The 13,929-nt window shown below is 70.4% G+C and carries 9 protein-coding genes; 4 read left to right on the forward strand and 5 right to left on the reverse strand.

The features are described 5' to 3' along the window. Positions 1-9: 9 nt before the first annotated feature. Positions 10-2,244 carry a heavy metal translocating P-type ATPase gene (locus PFX98_RS00630; protein WP_425334647.1) on the reverse strand — a complete coding sequence of 745 codons (2,235 nt, stop codon included), beginning with the start codon at positions 2,242-2,244 and terminating at the stop codon, positions 10-12. Positions 2,245-2,377: 133 nt separating this feature from the next. On the opposite strand from PFX98_RS00630, the gene PFX98_RS00635 reads away from it, so the two are divergent. Beyond that, positions 2,378-3,394 carry a sulfate ABC transporter substrate-binding protein gene (locus PFX98_RS00635; protein WP_425334648.1) on the forward strand — a complete coding sequence of 339 codons (1,017 nt, stop codon included), beginning with the start codon at positions 2,378-2,380 and terminating at the stop codon, positions 3,392-3,394. A 136-nt stretch (positions 3,395-3,530) separates the two neighbouring features. Here PFX98_RS00635 and PFX98_RS00640 read toward each other — a convergent pair whose 3' ends face one another. Next, positions 3,531-4,715 carry an MFS transporter gene (locus PFX98_RS00640; RefSeq protein WP_285233237.1) on the reverse strand — a complete coding sequence of 395 codons (1,185 nt, stop codon included), beginning with the start codon at positions 4,713-4,715 and terminating at the stop codon, positions 3,531-3,533. 488 nt (positions 4,716-5,203) lie between these two features. Between PFX98_RS00640 and rsgA the strand changes: the two genes are divergently transcribed. After that, positions 5,204-6,295, forward strand: coding sequence for a ribosome small subunit-dependent GTPase A (gene rsgA / locus PFX98_RS00645; RefSeq protein WP_285233238.1), 1,092 nt, complete (start codon positions 5,204-5,206; stop codon positions 6,293-6,295). Here the strand turns inward: rsgA and PFX98_RS00650 are convergent. Together PFX98_RS00650 and PFX98_RS00655 are read right to left on the reverse strand one after the other, a co-directional pair. Next, the gene (locus PFX98_RS00650; RefSeq protein WP_285233239.1) at positions 6,292-7,635 is read right to left on the reverse strand and encodes a DUF1501 domain-containing protein; all 1,344 of its coding nucleotides are present in this window, start codon (positions 7,633-7,635) and stop codon (positions 6,292-6,294) included. The two genes, rsgA and PFX98_RS00650, sit on opposite strands and share 4 nt — an antisense overlap. 1 nt (position 7,636) lies before the next feature. Beyond that, a complete protein-coding gene (locus tag PFX98_RS00655; RefSeq protein WP_285233240.1) occupies positions 7,637-9,292 on the reverse strand; it encodes a DUF1800 domain-containing protein in 1,656 nt (551 codons plus the stop codon). 117 nt (positions 9,293-9,409) lie between these two features. Between PFX98_RS00655 and PFX98_RS00660 the strand changes: the two genes are divergently transcribed. Then, positions 9,410-10,978: a serine hydrolase domain-containing protein gene (locus PFX98_RS00660; RefSeq protein ID WP_285233241.1), complete on the forward strand. Its 1,569-nt coding sequence runs from the start codon at positions 9,410-9,412 to the stop codon at positions 10,976-10,978. Between the two features lie 123 nt (positions 10,979-11,101). Next, positions 11,102-13,369 carry a TonB-dependent receptor plug domain-containing protein gene (locus PFX98_RS00665; protein ID WP_285233242.1) on the forward strand — a complete coding sequence of 756 codons (2,268 nt, stop codon included), beginning with the start codon at positions 11,102-11,104 and terminating at the stop codon, positions 13,367-13,369. Here the strand turns inward: PFX98_RS00665 and PFX98_RS00670 are convergent. Next, entirely contained in the window at positions 13,366-13,779 is a 414-nt protein-coding gene (locus tag PFX98_RS00670; protein WP_285233243.1) for a cold-shock protein, read from the reverse strand. The genes PFX98_RS00665 and PFX98_RS00670 overlap by 4 nt on opposite strands. Positions 13,780-13,929: the final 150 nt, after the last annotated feature.

Consider the following 13,929-nt stretch of genomic DNA (forward strand, 5'->3'; position numbering starts at 1 on the left):
GGGGCGCCGCTACTTCCCGCGCAGCAGGCGCAGGCCGTTGAACACCACCAGCAGGCTGGCGCCCATGTCGGCGAACACCGCCATCCACATGGTGGCGCTGCCGAACAGCGCGGCCAGCAGGAAGGCCGTCTTGATGCCCAGGGCCAGGGCGATGTTCTGCAGCAGCACGCCGCGGGTGCGGCGCGAGAGGCGCACGGTCTCCGGCAGGCGGCCCAGCTCGTCGTTCATCACCACCACGTCGGCGGCCTCCATGGCCGTGTGCGTGCCGGCGGCGCCCATCGCGAAGCCGATGTCCGACTGCGCCAGCGCGGGCGCATCGTTGATGCCGTCGCCCACCATGGCGGTGGGCCCGAAGCGCTGCTGCAGCTCGCGGATGGCGGCGAGCTTGTGCTCGGGCAGCAGATCGGCGCGCAGCTCGGTGATGCCGGCCTGGCCCGCGATGACCTGTGCGGTGGTGAGGTTGTCGCCGGTCAGCATCACCGGCGTGATGCCCAGGGCCTTGAGCTCGGCCACCGCCTGGCGCGACGATGGCTTGATGGTGTCGGCCACCGCGCAGATCGCCAGCACACCGCCCGCGTCGGCCAGCATCGCGACGGTGCGGCCGGCCCGCTCGTGCAGGGCCAGGCCGGCCTCGAGCGCGGCCGAGCATTGGCCACGCTCCTCGATCCAGCGGTGGTTGGCCAGCACCAGCGGCAGGCCATCGACCGCCCCCTGCACGCCGCGCCCGGCCGCGGCCGCAAAGTCATGCACCGCGGCCGGCTGCGCGCACTCGGCCGCCAGGCCGCGCGCAATCGCCAGCGAGACCGGATGGTCGGAGCGGCTCGCCAGCGCCAGCGCCAGGCGCGCCAGTTGTGCGCGGTCGGCGCCCGCGGCCACCGGCGCGAACTCCACCAGCACCGACTGGCCCTGGGTGACGGTGCCGGTCTTGTCCAGCGCCACCACCTTGAGCAGGCGCGCCTGTTCCAGGTAGACCCCGCCCTTGATGAGAATGCCGCGCCGCGCCGCCGCGGCCAGGCCGCTCACCAAGGTGACCGGGGTCGAGATCACCAGCGCGCAGGGGCAGGCGATCACCAGCAGCACCAGCGCCTTGTAGAGCGCCTGCAGCCAACCATAGCCCATCAACCAGGGCGTCAGCAGGGCCACCGCCAGCGCCAGCGCAAACACGGCCGGGGTGTAGATGGCGGCAAAGCGGTCGACGAAGCGCTGCGTGGGCGCGCGGCTCGCCTGCGCCTCCTCGACCGCATGGATGATGCGGGCCAGGGTGCTGTCCGAGGCGGCTGCCGTGACACGGAATTCAAGCGCCGCCGCCTGGTTGATGGTGCCGGCGTAGACCTCGTCCCCGGGCCCTTTGTCGACCGGCAGGCTCTCACCGGTGACCGGCGCCTGGTCGATGGCGCTGGTGCCCGTCAAGATCACGCCGTCGAGCGGGATGCGCTCGCCGGGTCGAATCCGCACCCTTGCCCCGACCGCCACCGAGGCGGTGAGCTGCCGAGCCCAAGAGCCATCGGCCTGGCGTACCTCAGCGTCTTCCGGCGCCATCGCCAGCAAGCTCTTGATGGCATTGCGCGCGCGGTCGACGGCGCGCGCCTCGATCAGCTCGGCAATGGCGTAGAGCGCCATCACCATCGCGGCCTCGGGCCATTGGCCGATCAGAAAGGCGCCGGTCACCGCCACCGCCATCAGCGCATTGATGTTCAGGCGCCCGGCGCGCAGGGCATAGAAGCCCTTCTTGTAGGTATCGAAGCCGGCCAGGGCGATGGCCGCGGCGGCCAGGCCCATTTCGGCCAATTGCAAGATTTGCGAGCCCGGGCCCGCGGCGGCGGGAATGAAGGTCAGGGCCTCGGCGGCCAGCGCACACAGCAGCGATGCCAACAGGCGCGGCAGGCCCTCGCCGGCATGCCCATGATGCCCGTGCGGGGTCGGTGCCGCGGCGGCGCCCGCCAGCGGCTGCGGATCGAAACCCATGTTGCGGATGGCAGCGAGGGCCGCCTCCAGCACGGGCGGCGCAGCGGCCAGGCTCAGCGTGCGCTGGGCCAGGTCGAAACGCAGGCCCTCGATGCCGGCGATGGGCGCCAGCGCGCGGCGGATCTCGCCCTCCTCTACAGCGCAGTCCATGCTGGGGATGTGAAAGCCCACCGCCCCTGCACGCGCAGGCGGCGTCGGCGTGGGCGGTGGCTCTGCAGCGCCGCAGCAGTGGCTGCCGCAATTCGACGGAGCGGGCGTGGATGCAATCGGTGTGTCCATGCTGCCATTGGAAACCCTGCACCTGGACCAGAGTCAAGCGCGCTGCAAAGCAAAGCAGGATTTCTTGGTTCGCGCGCGCCGCCCGCCTGCCTACAGTCGGCAGCATTCCGAACCACTGCCACCCGCCAACACCGTGAACCCCATCCGCCGCACCCTTTTTTCCCTCGCCTCGCTGGCCCTTGCGCTGGGCGCCGCCGCCGCCCATGCCGATGTGAACCTGCTGAACGTTTCCTACGACCCGACGCGCGAGCTCTACCAGGACTTCAACGCCGCTTTTGCCAAGCAATGGAAGGCCAAGACCGGCGAGACCGTGGCCATCAAGCAATCGCACGGCGGCTCGGGCAAGCAGGCGCGCTCGGTGATCGACGGCCTGGACGCCGACGTCGTGACCCTGGCCCTGGCCTATGACATCGACGCCCTGCACGACCAGGCCAAGCTGATCCCCGCCGACTGGCAGAAGCGCCTGCCCAACAACGCCAGCCCCTACACCTCCACCATCGTGTTCCTGGTGCGCAAGGGCAACCCCAAGCACATCGCCAACTGGCCGGACCTGGCGCGCAGCGGCATCGACGTGATCACGCCCAACCCCAAGACCTCGGGTGGCGCGCGCTGGAACTACCTGGCGGCCTGGGGCTATGCACTCAAGCAGCCGGGCGGCAACGCCGATTCGGCCAAGGCCTTCGTCAAGCGCATCTATGCCAACACCAAGGTGCTGGACTCCGGCGCACGCGGCTCCACCACCACCTTCGTGGAACGCGGCATCGGCGACGTGCTGATCGCCTGGGAGAACGAGGCCTATCTGGCGGTGAAGGAGCTGGGCCCCGACAAGTTCGAGATCGTCACCCCCAGCCTCTCGGTGCTGGCCGAGCCGCCGGTGGCGGTGGTGGACAAGAACGTCGACAAGAAGGGCACGCGCAAGCAGGCCCAGGCCTACCTCGAGTACCTCTACACGCCCGAAGGCCAGGAGATCGCCGCCAAGAACTACTACCGCCCGCGCGACGCCAAGGTCGCCGCCAAATACGCCAAACAGTTCGCCGCCGTGAAGCTCTTCACCATCGACGAACTCTTCGGCGGCTGGCGCAGCGCACAGAAAACCCACTTCGACGACGGCGGCGTGTTCGACCAGATCTACGTCCCCGGGGCGCGCTGAACCACAGCCACCAAGCCCGGCAAGACCTGACCCCTTGTCTCCTCGGTAGGCCCCGCAGCGCTCGCGCCGCACTTACCGTTCATGCCCTCGGCGAGCTTGCGCTTGCCGGGGGCTTTTTTCGTCAGCAGAGCGGCGCTCAGGCCTTGCGCATCAACAACAAGGCCAGCGTCACCGCGCTGATCATGGCACCGGCCACGAAGGTTGCCGGCGCGCCGAGCGTCTCCCACAACAGCCCCGCCGCCACGCTGGCGATCAGCATCGCCACGCCGCTGAGCAGGTTGAAGAAGCCGTAGGCGGTGCCGCGCAGCTCGGCGGGCGCGACGTCGGCCACCATGGCGGCCAGCAGGCCCTGGCTCATGCCCATGTGCAGGCCCCACAGCGCCACGCCGCCCAGCAGGGCCGGCAGGGCCGTGCTGCTGGCCAGCAGCAGGTCGGCGGCGATCAGCAGCAGCAGGCTCCAGGCCAGCAGGCTGCGATGGTTGACACGATCGGCCAGCGCGCCGAGCGGGTAGGCGCTGAGGGCATAGACCACATTCATCGCCACCATCACCAGCGGGATCAGCGCCAGCGCCAGCCCGCTCTGCTGCGCGCGCAGCACCAGAAAGGCCTCGCTGAAGCGCGCCAGCGTGAACACCGCGCCAATCATCACCACCCACCAATAGGCCGGGCCGAGCCGGCGCAGCTTGGCGCGGCTGATCGGCGCGCCGCGCGGCGCGGCGCTGGCGGCATGTACGGGCTCGCGCACACCCAGGGCCAGCAGCAGCACGGCCAGCACCGCCGGGATCACCGCCACCCAGAAGATGGCGCGGAAGTCGTTGGCCCACAGCAGCATCAGGCCCACGCCCAGCAGCGGCCCGGCGAAGGCGCCCACGGTATCGAGCGACTGGCGCAGGCCGAAGGCGGCGCCGCGCTGCGCGGGCGGGGCGATGTCGGCCACCAGCGCGTCGCGCGGCGCGCCGCGTATGCCCTTGCCCAGGCGGTCGATCAGGCGCGCCGCCAGCACCAGGCCGGCGCCGCTGGCGATCGCGAACAGCGGTTTGGTGGCCGCGCCCAGGCCATAGCCCAGCAGGGCCAGGCCCTTGCGCTTGCCCCAGTGGTCGCTCAGCACGCCGGAGAACACCTTGACGATCAGCGCGGTGGCCTCGGCCGCGCCCTCGATCAGGCCCACCGTGAACACCGAGGCGCCCAGGCCGCCCACCATGAAGAGCGGCAGCAGGCTGTGGATCATTTCCGAGGAGATATCCATCAGCAGGCTCACGAAGCCAAGCACCCAGATGCCGGCCGGCAGGCGGGGTTTGGCGGTGGAGACCGCAGTTTTCATATGAGCTGTCAAAACATTGTTGTTCGTCAAATCACTGTCACACAGACTCGGCACAATGCAAAGCATCCAAGGCGACAAACCGGCTGCAGATTGGGCAGAACACTGGAACCCGTCACCAGCGCCAAGGGAACCGTCTCGGGGTGCAAACCTCCTGTCCGGTAAGCAGGGCCACCATCGGTGGCCCTTTGCTTTTTGTGGCCCTAAGCGCACAGCTGCCGCGCGGCGCTTGACCGGCGCGGCGCGCCTGCAGCACACTCGCGGCTCGTTCTTCTTCCTTCAACTCAACAGGAGATCACCATGGCCAAGACTGATATTGCCCGCCTCCTGTCGGCCGCGTTCACGACACGCCGCACCTGAGTTGGACCCGCCACGCAGCCTGCGTGGCCTGAGCTAGCTTCCGAGCCGCCCCCCGCGGCCGACGCATTCCCCCGCTGTCACCGGCAAGGCCCGCGCCCTGCCGAGTCTCCACATGCCTGGAATCGTCACTCATGCTCGAAGCAACGCAACAACACCTGACCCTGTTGCAGACCCTGGGTCTCAACCACAGTCTCCGTTCCCATCTGGCCGGCCTTGACTGGCCCGCCAACACCGACGCGATGCGCGTCGTCGAAGTGCAGCGCGACCGCGTCCAGCTGCTGGGCGCCCACCAGCGCGCGTGCAGCGCGCGCATCGCGGCCGAACTGCAGCAGGCGCTGCGCGACGAGGGCCAGTCGCTGGCCGTGGGCGACTGGGTGCTGGCCGGCCCCGACGCCTTCGGCGAGCATTGGGTGCGGGCCCAGGCGCCGCGCCTGAACGCGCTGACCCGCCGCAACCCCGAGGGCCTGCGCCAGACCCTGGTGGCCAATGTCGACACCGCCCTGCTGGTGATGGGGCTGGACCACGACTTCAACCTGGCGCGCCTGGATCGCTACCTGGTGCTGACGCATGCCGCCGGCATTGCCAGCGTGGTGGTGCTGAGCAAGGCCGACCGCTGCGCCCAGGTGCAGGCACGTCTGGCCGAAGTGCAGGCCCACTTGCGCGCCTGCCGCGAGGGGCCACAGGCGGTGCTGGCGGTGAACGGCACGCAGGCGAGCGCGCGCGAATCGCTCTGGCCCTGGCTGGGCGCGGGCCAGACCCTGGTGCTGCTGGGCTCCAGCGGCGCCGGCAAGAGCACGCTCACCAACAGCCTGTGTGACGCGCACTTGCAGGGTACGGGCAGCGTGCGCGAGGACGACAGCCGCGGCCGCCACACCACCAGCGTGCGCAGCCTGCACCGCGCGCCCTGCGGTGCCTGCATCATCGACACCCCGGGCCTGCGCGGCCTGCAGCTGGATGTCAACCAGCAGGAACTGGCCGAGGCCTTCGACGACATCAGCGGCCTGGCGCCGCAATGCCGCTTCCGCAACTGCAGCCACCAGGACGAGCCGGGCTGCGCGGTGCGCGATGCCCTCAGCGCCGCCCGGCTGAAGAGCTATCACAAGCTGCAGCGCGAGCTGGGCCGCGAGCAGCGCACGCCGCTGCAGCGCCAGGCCCAGCTGTCGGAGTGGAAGTCGCGCTCGCGCGAGGCGCGCATCCGCATACGCGCCAAGAGCGGTGGTTAGGCAAAGTAGCCGAGCGTCGGCGTGGCGAAGTTGGCCAGCTGCGGGAACAGCAGCGGCAGGTCCGCCGCGCCCACGCCCAGCCAGCTCGCCAGCGTCGCGCTCATCTGGTCCACCGCGGTGCTGGGCAGCCAGCGGCCCTCGTCCGAGACATCGTCGGGGCCGCCCAGCAGCAGCTGCGGCATGCGGCCATAGAGCCCGCGCCTGACCGCCCCGCCCATGATGAGCTGGTGGTTGCCCCAGGCATGGTCGCTGCCGCCGCCCGAGGCCGGCTGCAGGGTGCGCGCGAAGTCCGAGGCGGTGAAGGTGGTGACCTGCTTGGCCAGGCCCAGCTGCTGGGTCGCGTCGTAGAAGGACCTGAGCGCCGGCCCCAGCTGGCCGAACAGGTTCTCCTGCTGCGCGAGCTGGTTGTTGTGGGTGTCGAAGCCGCCCAGCGAGACAAAGAAGATCTGCCGCGTCACCCCCAGGCTGGCGCGCACCTCCAGCAGCTTGGCCACCGTCAGCAGTTGCTGGGCGATGGCGCTGCCCTGGCCGGCGAACAGGCCCGCCACGCTGCCGGCGGAGGCCAGCGCGCCGTTGAGCGCTTCGCTGGCGCGCAGGGCCTGGTTCAGCACCGCGGCGGCGGCGCGCTGCTCGGCATTCGCATAAGGCTGCTGCAGCAGGCTGGTGTAGAGGCCGTAGAGCGGGTTGCGTGCCGGGTTGGCGCCGAAGCCCTTGATGGCGAAGTTGCCGCCCGCGGAGACCGCCAGGCCCTGGCTGCTGGCGCCGTTCATGAAGACGTTGTTGCCGCTCACCGAGATCACCGCGGGCACGGTGCTGGCGGGCTGCAGGTCGGCGATGCGGCCGCCCCAGCCGCTGCTGCCCTGCGCGCCCGAGCCGCCCTGCTGCCATTGCGCCTGCTGGTCGCTGTGCGAGAACAGATTGCCCGGCACGCCGCTGCCGCCATTGGCGAACTGCGCCTTGCTGAGCGGCCGCAGCAGCGTGCCCACATTGGCCTGCAGGGCCAGATGGCCCTGGTTCCAGAGCTCGGCCAGCGGCGCCAGCGCGCCATGCAGGCCCAGCGTCAGGCCGTCCAGCGGCGCCAGGCTGGAGGCCTGCAGCGCCAGCCCGCCGGCGGCGGCATTGCCGCGCGCCTTCGCATAGGCGGCATAGCCTGCCGCATCCATCGGCACCAGCATGTTGTTGCCGTCGTTGCCGCCGTAGAGGAACACGCAGACCAGGGCGCGGTAGTCGCTGCCCTGCAGCGGCGCGGCAAGACCCGACCCCAGCGCGAAGGGGCCGGCGGCAGAGAGCGCGGCGGCGCGGGCGAGGAACTGGCGGCGGTTGGCTGTGTAGTCGCTCATCTCAGTGCTCCACCAGATACTCAGGGGACATGACGGCCAGGAACAGCGCCGCCCGGGCGCGCTCCAAGGGCTTGCCCGCGGGCGCGAGCTGCGCGGCTTTCAAGAGCGCCTGCTCCAGGCTGCTGCTCATGCGGCCGGCGAACAGCACGCGCCTGATCTCCTTCACCAGGGCCGCGGGGTCGGCCGCCAGGGCCTGCCAGCGCGTCAGGTCGATCTTGCTGCCGGTGCTGCCGGCGACCTTGTCGTCGGGCGGCACGCCCTTGCCGTTCAGCGCGGTCGCGAACATCCCGCTGAGCCGGAAGGCGGCGCTGGCATTGAAGACACCGAAGGCCGGGCCATCCAGGCTCGGATCGTCGGGCAGGTCGTAATCGGGCGGGAAGAAGTTGAACACCGAGGGCGGGCTGTAGATCGGCTGGCCCAGCGCCGCGGCCTGGCCGCGCAGCCAGACGCCATCGCTCTCGCCGCCGAGGGCACGGAACAGATGCGTCAGCTGCAGGATCGGTTCGCGCAGCTTGCCGAAGTTCTGCGGCTGCGGCGGGGCGCTGGCCTCGGGGTCCAGCAAGATGGCGCTGAGCGTGGCCTTCATGTCGCCGCGCGCCGACCCACCCTGAGCGCCGGAGCTGCCATTGAAGGCGGCCGCCACGCGCGCCACATAGGCCGGGCTGGGGTTGGCGGTGACGAGCTGCTGGATCAGCTGCCGGCCGATGAAGGGGCCGACATTCGGATGCCTGAAGACGTTGTCAAGGGCGGCCTCTAGATCGGCCGCGGCGCCCTGCCCCGCCGGCAGGGTCTGCCCCAGCAGCAGCTGCTTGGCGCCCAGGTCGTGGTGGGCGGCATAGGCCAGCATGGGGCCGCTGAAGTTGGGCGGATTCGGGAACCTGTCGCGCCCGCCGGGGCGCGGCGGATAGCTCCAGCCGGTGAACACATGGGCAAAGCCCTCCACCACCTCCTGGTCGTAGCTGGGCAGGGGCAGGCCACGGGCGTCGAGCTGCTGGCTGCCGTCCGGGTTCAGCTGCCACAGGCCGATGCTGAACAGCTGCAGCAGCTCGCGCGCATAGTTCTCGTTGGGCGCGATGCCCTTGGCCGGATTGGGCTTGTCGTTGTTGGCCATGTTGAGGAAGCGGCCCATCGCCGGGCTCAGCGTCACCTCACGCAGGATGTCGCGGAAATTGCCGAAGGCATGGCCGAGGAAGATGCGCTCGTAGTTGGCCATCGCATAGGGCAGCCTGATCTGCTGGCCCGACACCACCAGGATCTGGCTCAGCGCCAGGGCGGTGCGCTGGCGCAGTTGGTCGGGCCCGCCGAGCGCGTTGCGGAAGAACTGCAGCTGCAAGGGGAACAGGCTGTAGTTGTCGCGCTTGCAACCGGGCGGCGCGCCCTCCGGGCAGCCGATCTTGGCGTTGACGTCCACCGCGACGATGCCGACGAAGTCCGAGGCCGGCTGAGCGAACTGCTCCTGCAGCCAGGCCGCCTTGCCGCTGGCCATCAGCGCCTGGGTGCTAGCCTCGGTGGGCCCGAAGCTGGCCTGGGCCAGGAAGCGCCGCGCCTCGCCCTCGTCGAGGCCGGCCGCCCGCGCGCCGGCCATCATCGTCAGCAGCATCGGCGCGCCGAGGGCGCAGGCGCAGATCGCGCGGCGGGTTGTCAGGAGCAAGGTCATGGACGCCTCCGTTTGTGCGCATGGTAGAAAAGTCGCCGGCTGTTGGTGCGCTTGCCGGTGTAATGATGTGTGAAGTTGCGCCAGCCCGGCGCCGCCCCCTCACTGGCGCCCATCACCATGAGCACGCTGCCGACCCGCATCGACGGCCATCTGGCCGCCCTCACCCGCCCGCAGAGCCCCGGCCATGCGGTGGCTGTGGCACGCCACGGCGAGCTGCTCTACGCCAGCGGCCATGGCCTGGCCAGCCTGGAGCAGCGCAGCGGCATCGGCGCGGAGACGCTGTTCCGCATCGCCTCGGTGAGCAAGCAATTCACCGTGGCGGCCGGCCTGCAACTGGCCGCCCAGGGCCGGCTCGATCTGGGCGCCGATGCGCGCGGCATGCTGCCCGAGCTGGCGCAGCTGCCGCAGGCCGTGACGGTGGACCAGCTGATGCGCAACTGCAGCGGCCTGCCCGACTTCCTGGAGCTGCTGCGCCTGGGTGGCGTGGGCCTCGAACACCTGACCCGCCGCGCCAGCATGGCCGCGGCGCTGGCGCGCAACCGCCACCTCAACAGCGCGCCGGGCAGCCGCTTCCTCTACTGCAACAGCAACTACCTGCTGCTGGGCCTGCTGGTGGAGCGACTCAGCGGCCAGAGCCTGGGCGACTATCTGCAACAGGCCATCTTCGCCCCGCTGGGCATGGCGCAGACCCGCATGGTGGTGCCCTGCGACCTGGCCCTGCCGGGCCTGGCCGCACCCTATCTGCGTCAGGCCGATGGCGGCTACCGCCGCGCCCTGCATGGCTTCGAGCATGGCGGCGAGGGCGGCCTGGTCTCCAATGTGCTGGACCTGACGCACTGGGCCCAGGCCCTGCTGGCGCCGCCGCCCGAACTGGCCGCCCTGGCCGAGGCGCTGATGGCGCCCACCTTGCTGAGCGGCAATCAACCTGCCGCCTATGCGCGTGGCCTCGAACACAGCCAGTGGCGCGGCCATGCCTGCGTGGGCCATGGCGGGCTCTGGCCGGGCTACCGCAGCGAGTTCCTGCTGCTGCCGGCCGAGGGCCTGAGCATCGTCGTGATCAGCAACGACAGCGGCAGCAACCCCTACAAGCTCGCCCGCGAGCTGTTGGACCTGGTGCTGCCGCCCGCTGCCATGGCCAAGGCGGCGGCACCTGATTGGGCGGGCGAGTGGATCAACGCCGAGGCCGGCTTGCTGCTGGGCCTGCAGCAGGGCCCCGGCACGCACCTGACGGCGCAGCAATGGGGCCTGAGCTTCGAGCTCTACCCCGAGGCCGATGGCAGCTGGCTGCCGCTGCGCGGTGCCTATGAGTTCCGCCTGCGCGCCGGCACCGGAGGCACGCTGCTGCTGGACAGCGGCGCCGGCCAGCAACATCAGTTGCAGCCCCTGGGCCAGCGCGCCGGCCTGCCCGCGGGCCTGGCCGGCCGCTGGCATTGCCCGGACATCGCCAGCACCTGGCAGATCGCCGAAGACGGCAGCGTGACAGTCGAGGGCCCGCTGATGCGCAGCCCGCAGCCCTGGCAGTTGCTGGGCCTCAGCGACACGTTGATGGAGCTGCGCGCGCCGGGCTACTGGATGAGCAGCAGCCAGCTGCTGCGCGTGGCCGAGCGTGCCGCCGATGGCCGCATCCTCGGCCTCAGCCTGGACTGCAGCCGCATCCGCGGCCTGCGTTTCAGCCCGCTGCCCTGAACGCGACAGCACTGTAAAGAAGTTAAAAAGCCCGGCCTGGCCTTCGGGTGCCGGCGCCGCTGCGTGCGATGCTTCGCCACCTTGCCGGCCCCCGCCCTGCATTCACCCACCCACTCACGCACGATGCGCCGTCTCCTTCCCCTGCAACTCGCCCTGGCCTGCGCACCCGCGCTGGCGCAGCAGGCCGAACCGCCCGCGGCCGCGGCCAGCGCAACCGCCGCCAAGCCCCGCCCGGCCGCCAAGCCGCCCACCGAACAGCTGAACCGCGTGGAGGTCCAGGGCGGGCCCAGCGATGACGCGCTGCGACGCGGCGCCACCGCCGCCAAGATCATCATCGGCCGCGAGGAGATCGAGCGCTATGGCGACTCCACCATGGGCGAGGTGCTGAAGCGCCTGCCCGGCGTCACCACCGGCGGCCGGCCCGGCCGCGGCGGCGAGATCCGCATGCGCGGCATGGGCGGCGGCTATACCCAGATCCTGGTGAACGGCGAGCGCATGCCGCCGGGCTTCGCGCTCGACCAATTGCCGCCCGAGCAGGTGGAGCGCATCGAGGTGATGCGCGCGCCGACCGCCGAGTACGGCGCACGCGCGGTGGCCGGCACCATCAACATCGTGCTGCGCGAGGCGCTGCAAAAGCGCATCAACGACATCAAGCTCGGCTTCGGCGCCGAGCGCGGCCGCATCAGCCCCGGCATCAGCTGGACCCGCAACGACAAGCTCGACGAGCGCGGCGGCGCCTACAACCTGAACGTGAGCCTGCTCAATGGCAGGCGCCTGGACGACATCAACAACCGCACGCGCAGCACCGACCTGGCCAGCGGCCAGCAGAGCCTGCGCAGCCTGAGCGGCCAGACCGAGGGCGAGACCCGCGGCCTGCACGCCGCCGGCCGCATCCAATGGCGCCTGGGCGGTGGCGACACGCTGGCCCTGCAGAGCTTTCTGGTGGCCAACGAGAACGACAGCGAAAGCCATGCGCTGCAAACGCCCCCCCAGGCCTTTGATGTGGCCGATACCAGCAGCCACAACCGCTTCACCATGCTGCGCCTGGGCCCGCAATGGCAGACCCGGCTGGACGAGAGCACGCGCCTGGAGCTGCGCGCCGGCTTGGGCGCCGGCCGGGGCAAGGGCCACAGCCTGCGCCAGGAATACCTGCGTGGCGCCGACGGCAGCCTGCTGCCCGCGCGCACGCAGGACGACCGCACCGACAGCGATGACCGCAGCTGGAGCCTCAACGGCAAGCTCTCGCGCCAGCTAGAGAATGAGCACAGCCTGGTGGCCGGCCTGGAGGCCGAGAGCACGCGCCGCGACCAGACCCGCATCTGCCTGGAGAACGGCCTGGCCTGCCACAACCTGCTGGACTTCGGCGACGAGCTCTCCGCGTCCACGCTGCGCCTGGCCGCCTATGCGCAGGACGAGTGGAGCGTGGGCAAGCAATGGGCCTTCTATGCTGGCCTGCGCTGGGAGGGCATAGCGACCAAGAGCACCGCCGCCAGCTACAGCGTCAGCAACAAGTCCGGCGTCTGGACGCCGCTCCTGCATGCGGTCTGGAAATTCGATGAAAAGAGCCGCGACCAGATCCGCATGAGCCTGACGCGCAGCTACAAATCACCCCAGCTGCAGGACCTGATCGCAAAGCCCAGCATCAACAACACCAATGGCTCCTGCCCGCTGGCCGGCCAGCTCTGCGGCCCCAACACCCCCGACCAGCCCGACCGTGCCGGCAACCCCGAGCTGCGCCCCGAACTGGCCACCGGCATCGACATCGCCTACGAGACCTATCTCAGCAAGGGCGGGGTGCTGAGCGCCAACCTGTTCGTGCGCCGCATCAAGGACCTGATCCGCAGCAATCCGCAGCTCGAGACGGTGGGCTGGGCCAGCGAGCCGCGCTGGATCACGCGGCCGCGCAATATCGGCCAGGCCCGCACCATGGGCCTGGAACTGGAGGCCAAGTTCCGCCTCGACGAATGGTGGGACGAGGCCTGGCCGGTGGCGCTGCGCAGCAATCTGAGCCTGTTCAGCTCCAGGGTGGATGGCATCCCCGGGCCCGACAACCGGCTCGACCAGCAGCCGCGCGCCACCGCCAACCTGGGCGCCGACTACCGTCTGCGCAGCCTGCCGCTGACCCTGGGCGCCACGCTCAACTGGACGCCCGCCAACACCATCCAGCAAAGCGCGCTGCAGCAGAGCCAGACCACGCGCAAGCTGGTAGCCGATGCCTTCGCGATGTGGAGCTTCAACCCGAATGCGCAGCTGCGCCTGTCGGGCAGCAATGTGGCGCCGCTGGACTACAGCAGCGCCACCTTGTTCAATACCGCCAGCCAGCAGATCGCCAGCGAGAGCGCGGGCCGCAGCTACACGCAATGGCAGCTGCGCCTGGAACTGAAGGTCTAGTGCTTCTTGGCGGCAGGCGCCTTGGCCGCCACGGGCGCCAACTGCGCCAGCCGTTCGGGCTCCTGCGACTGCGAGAGCTGCATCCAGCCCAGCAGGCCGGCGCTGGCCGCCAGGGCCAGCCCCAGCGCCAGGCCCCAGGCCGGGCGCTGACGCTGCACGCGCCGCGGCGGTGCCGGCGTGGCCCAGGCCTGGTTGACGACGCGCCTGCTGCGCTGCACCTTGACGGCCTGCTTGCGTCCGTCACGCCCGGTCACAATTTCGAAGCTCAGCCACTCGTCCTGGGTGGGGGGTGCGGCATCCGTTGGGAAGGCCGAGATGTGCACAAATACCGGCTGACCGCCGTTCTCGGGATCAACCAGGCCGTGACCGCGCTCCGCATTCCAAACCTTCAATGTGCCTACGAATCTCATGATGGTCCCCAACAAGGCTGGGGCGCTCCGGGCTGGAGCCGCCTCCGTCAGGCCGTCGTCGCGGCCCATGGAACGCATCATGAGGCGTGCGGCGCGATGGCCTGCAACAGCCTGTAAGTAGTGCAATCTGGGCCGGGCCTGCCAGGCCCT

Origin of the sequence: Paucibacter sediminis (assembly GCF_030254645.1) — a bacterium.
GTDB lineage: Bacteria > Pseudomonadota > Gammaproteobacteria > Burkholderiales > Burkholderiaceae_C > Paucibacter_B > Paucibacter_B sediminis.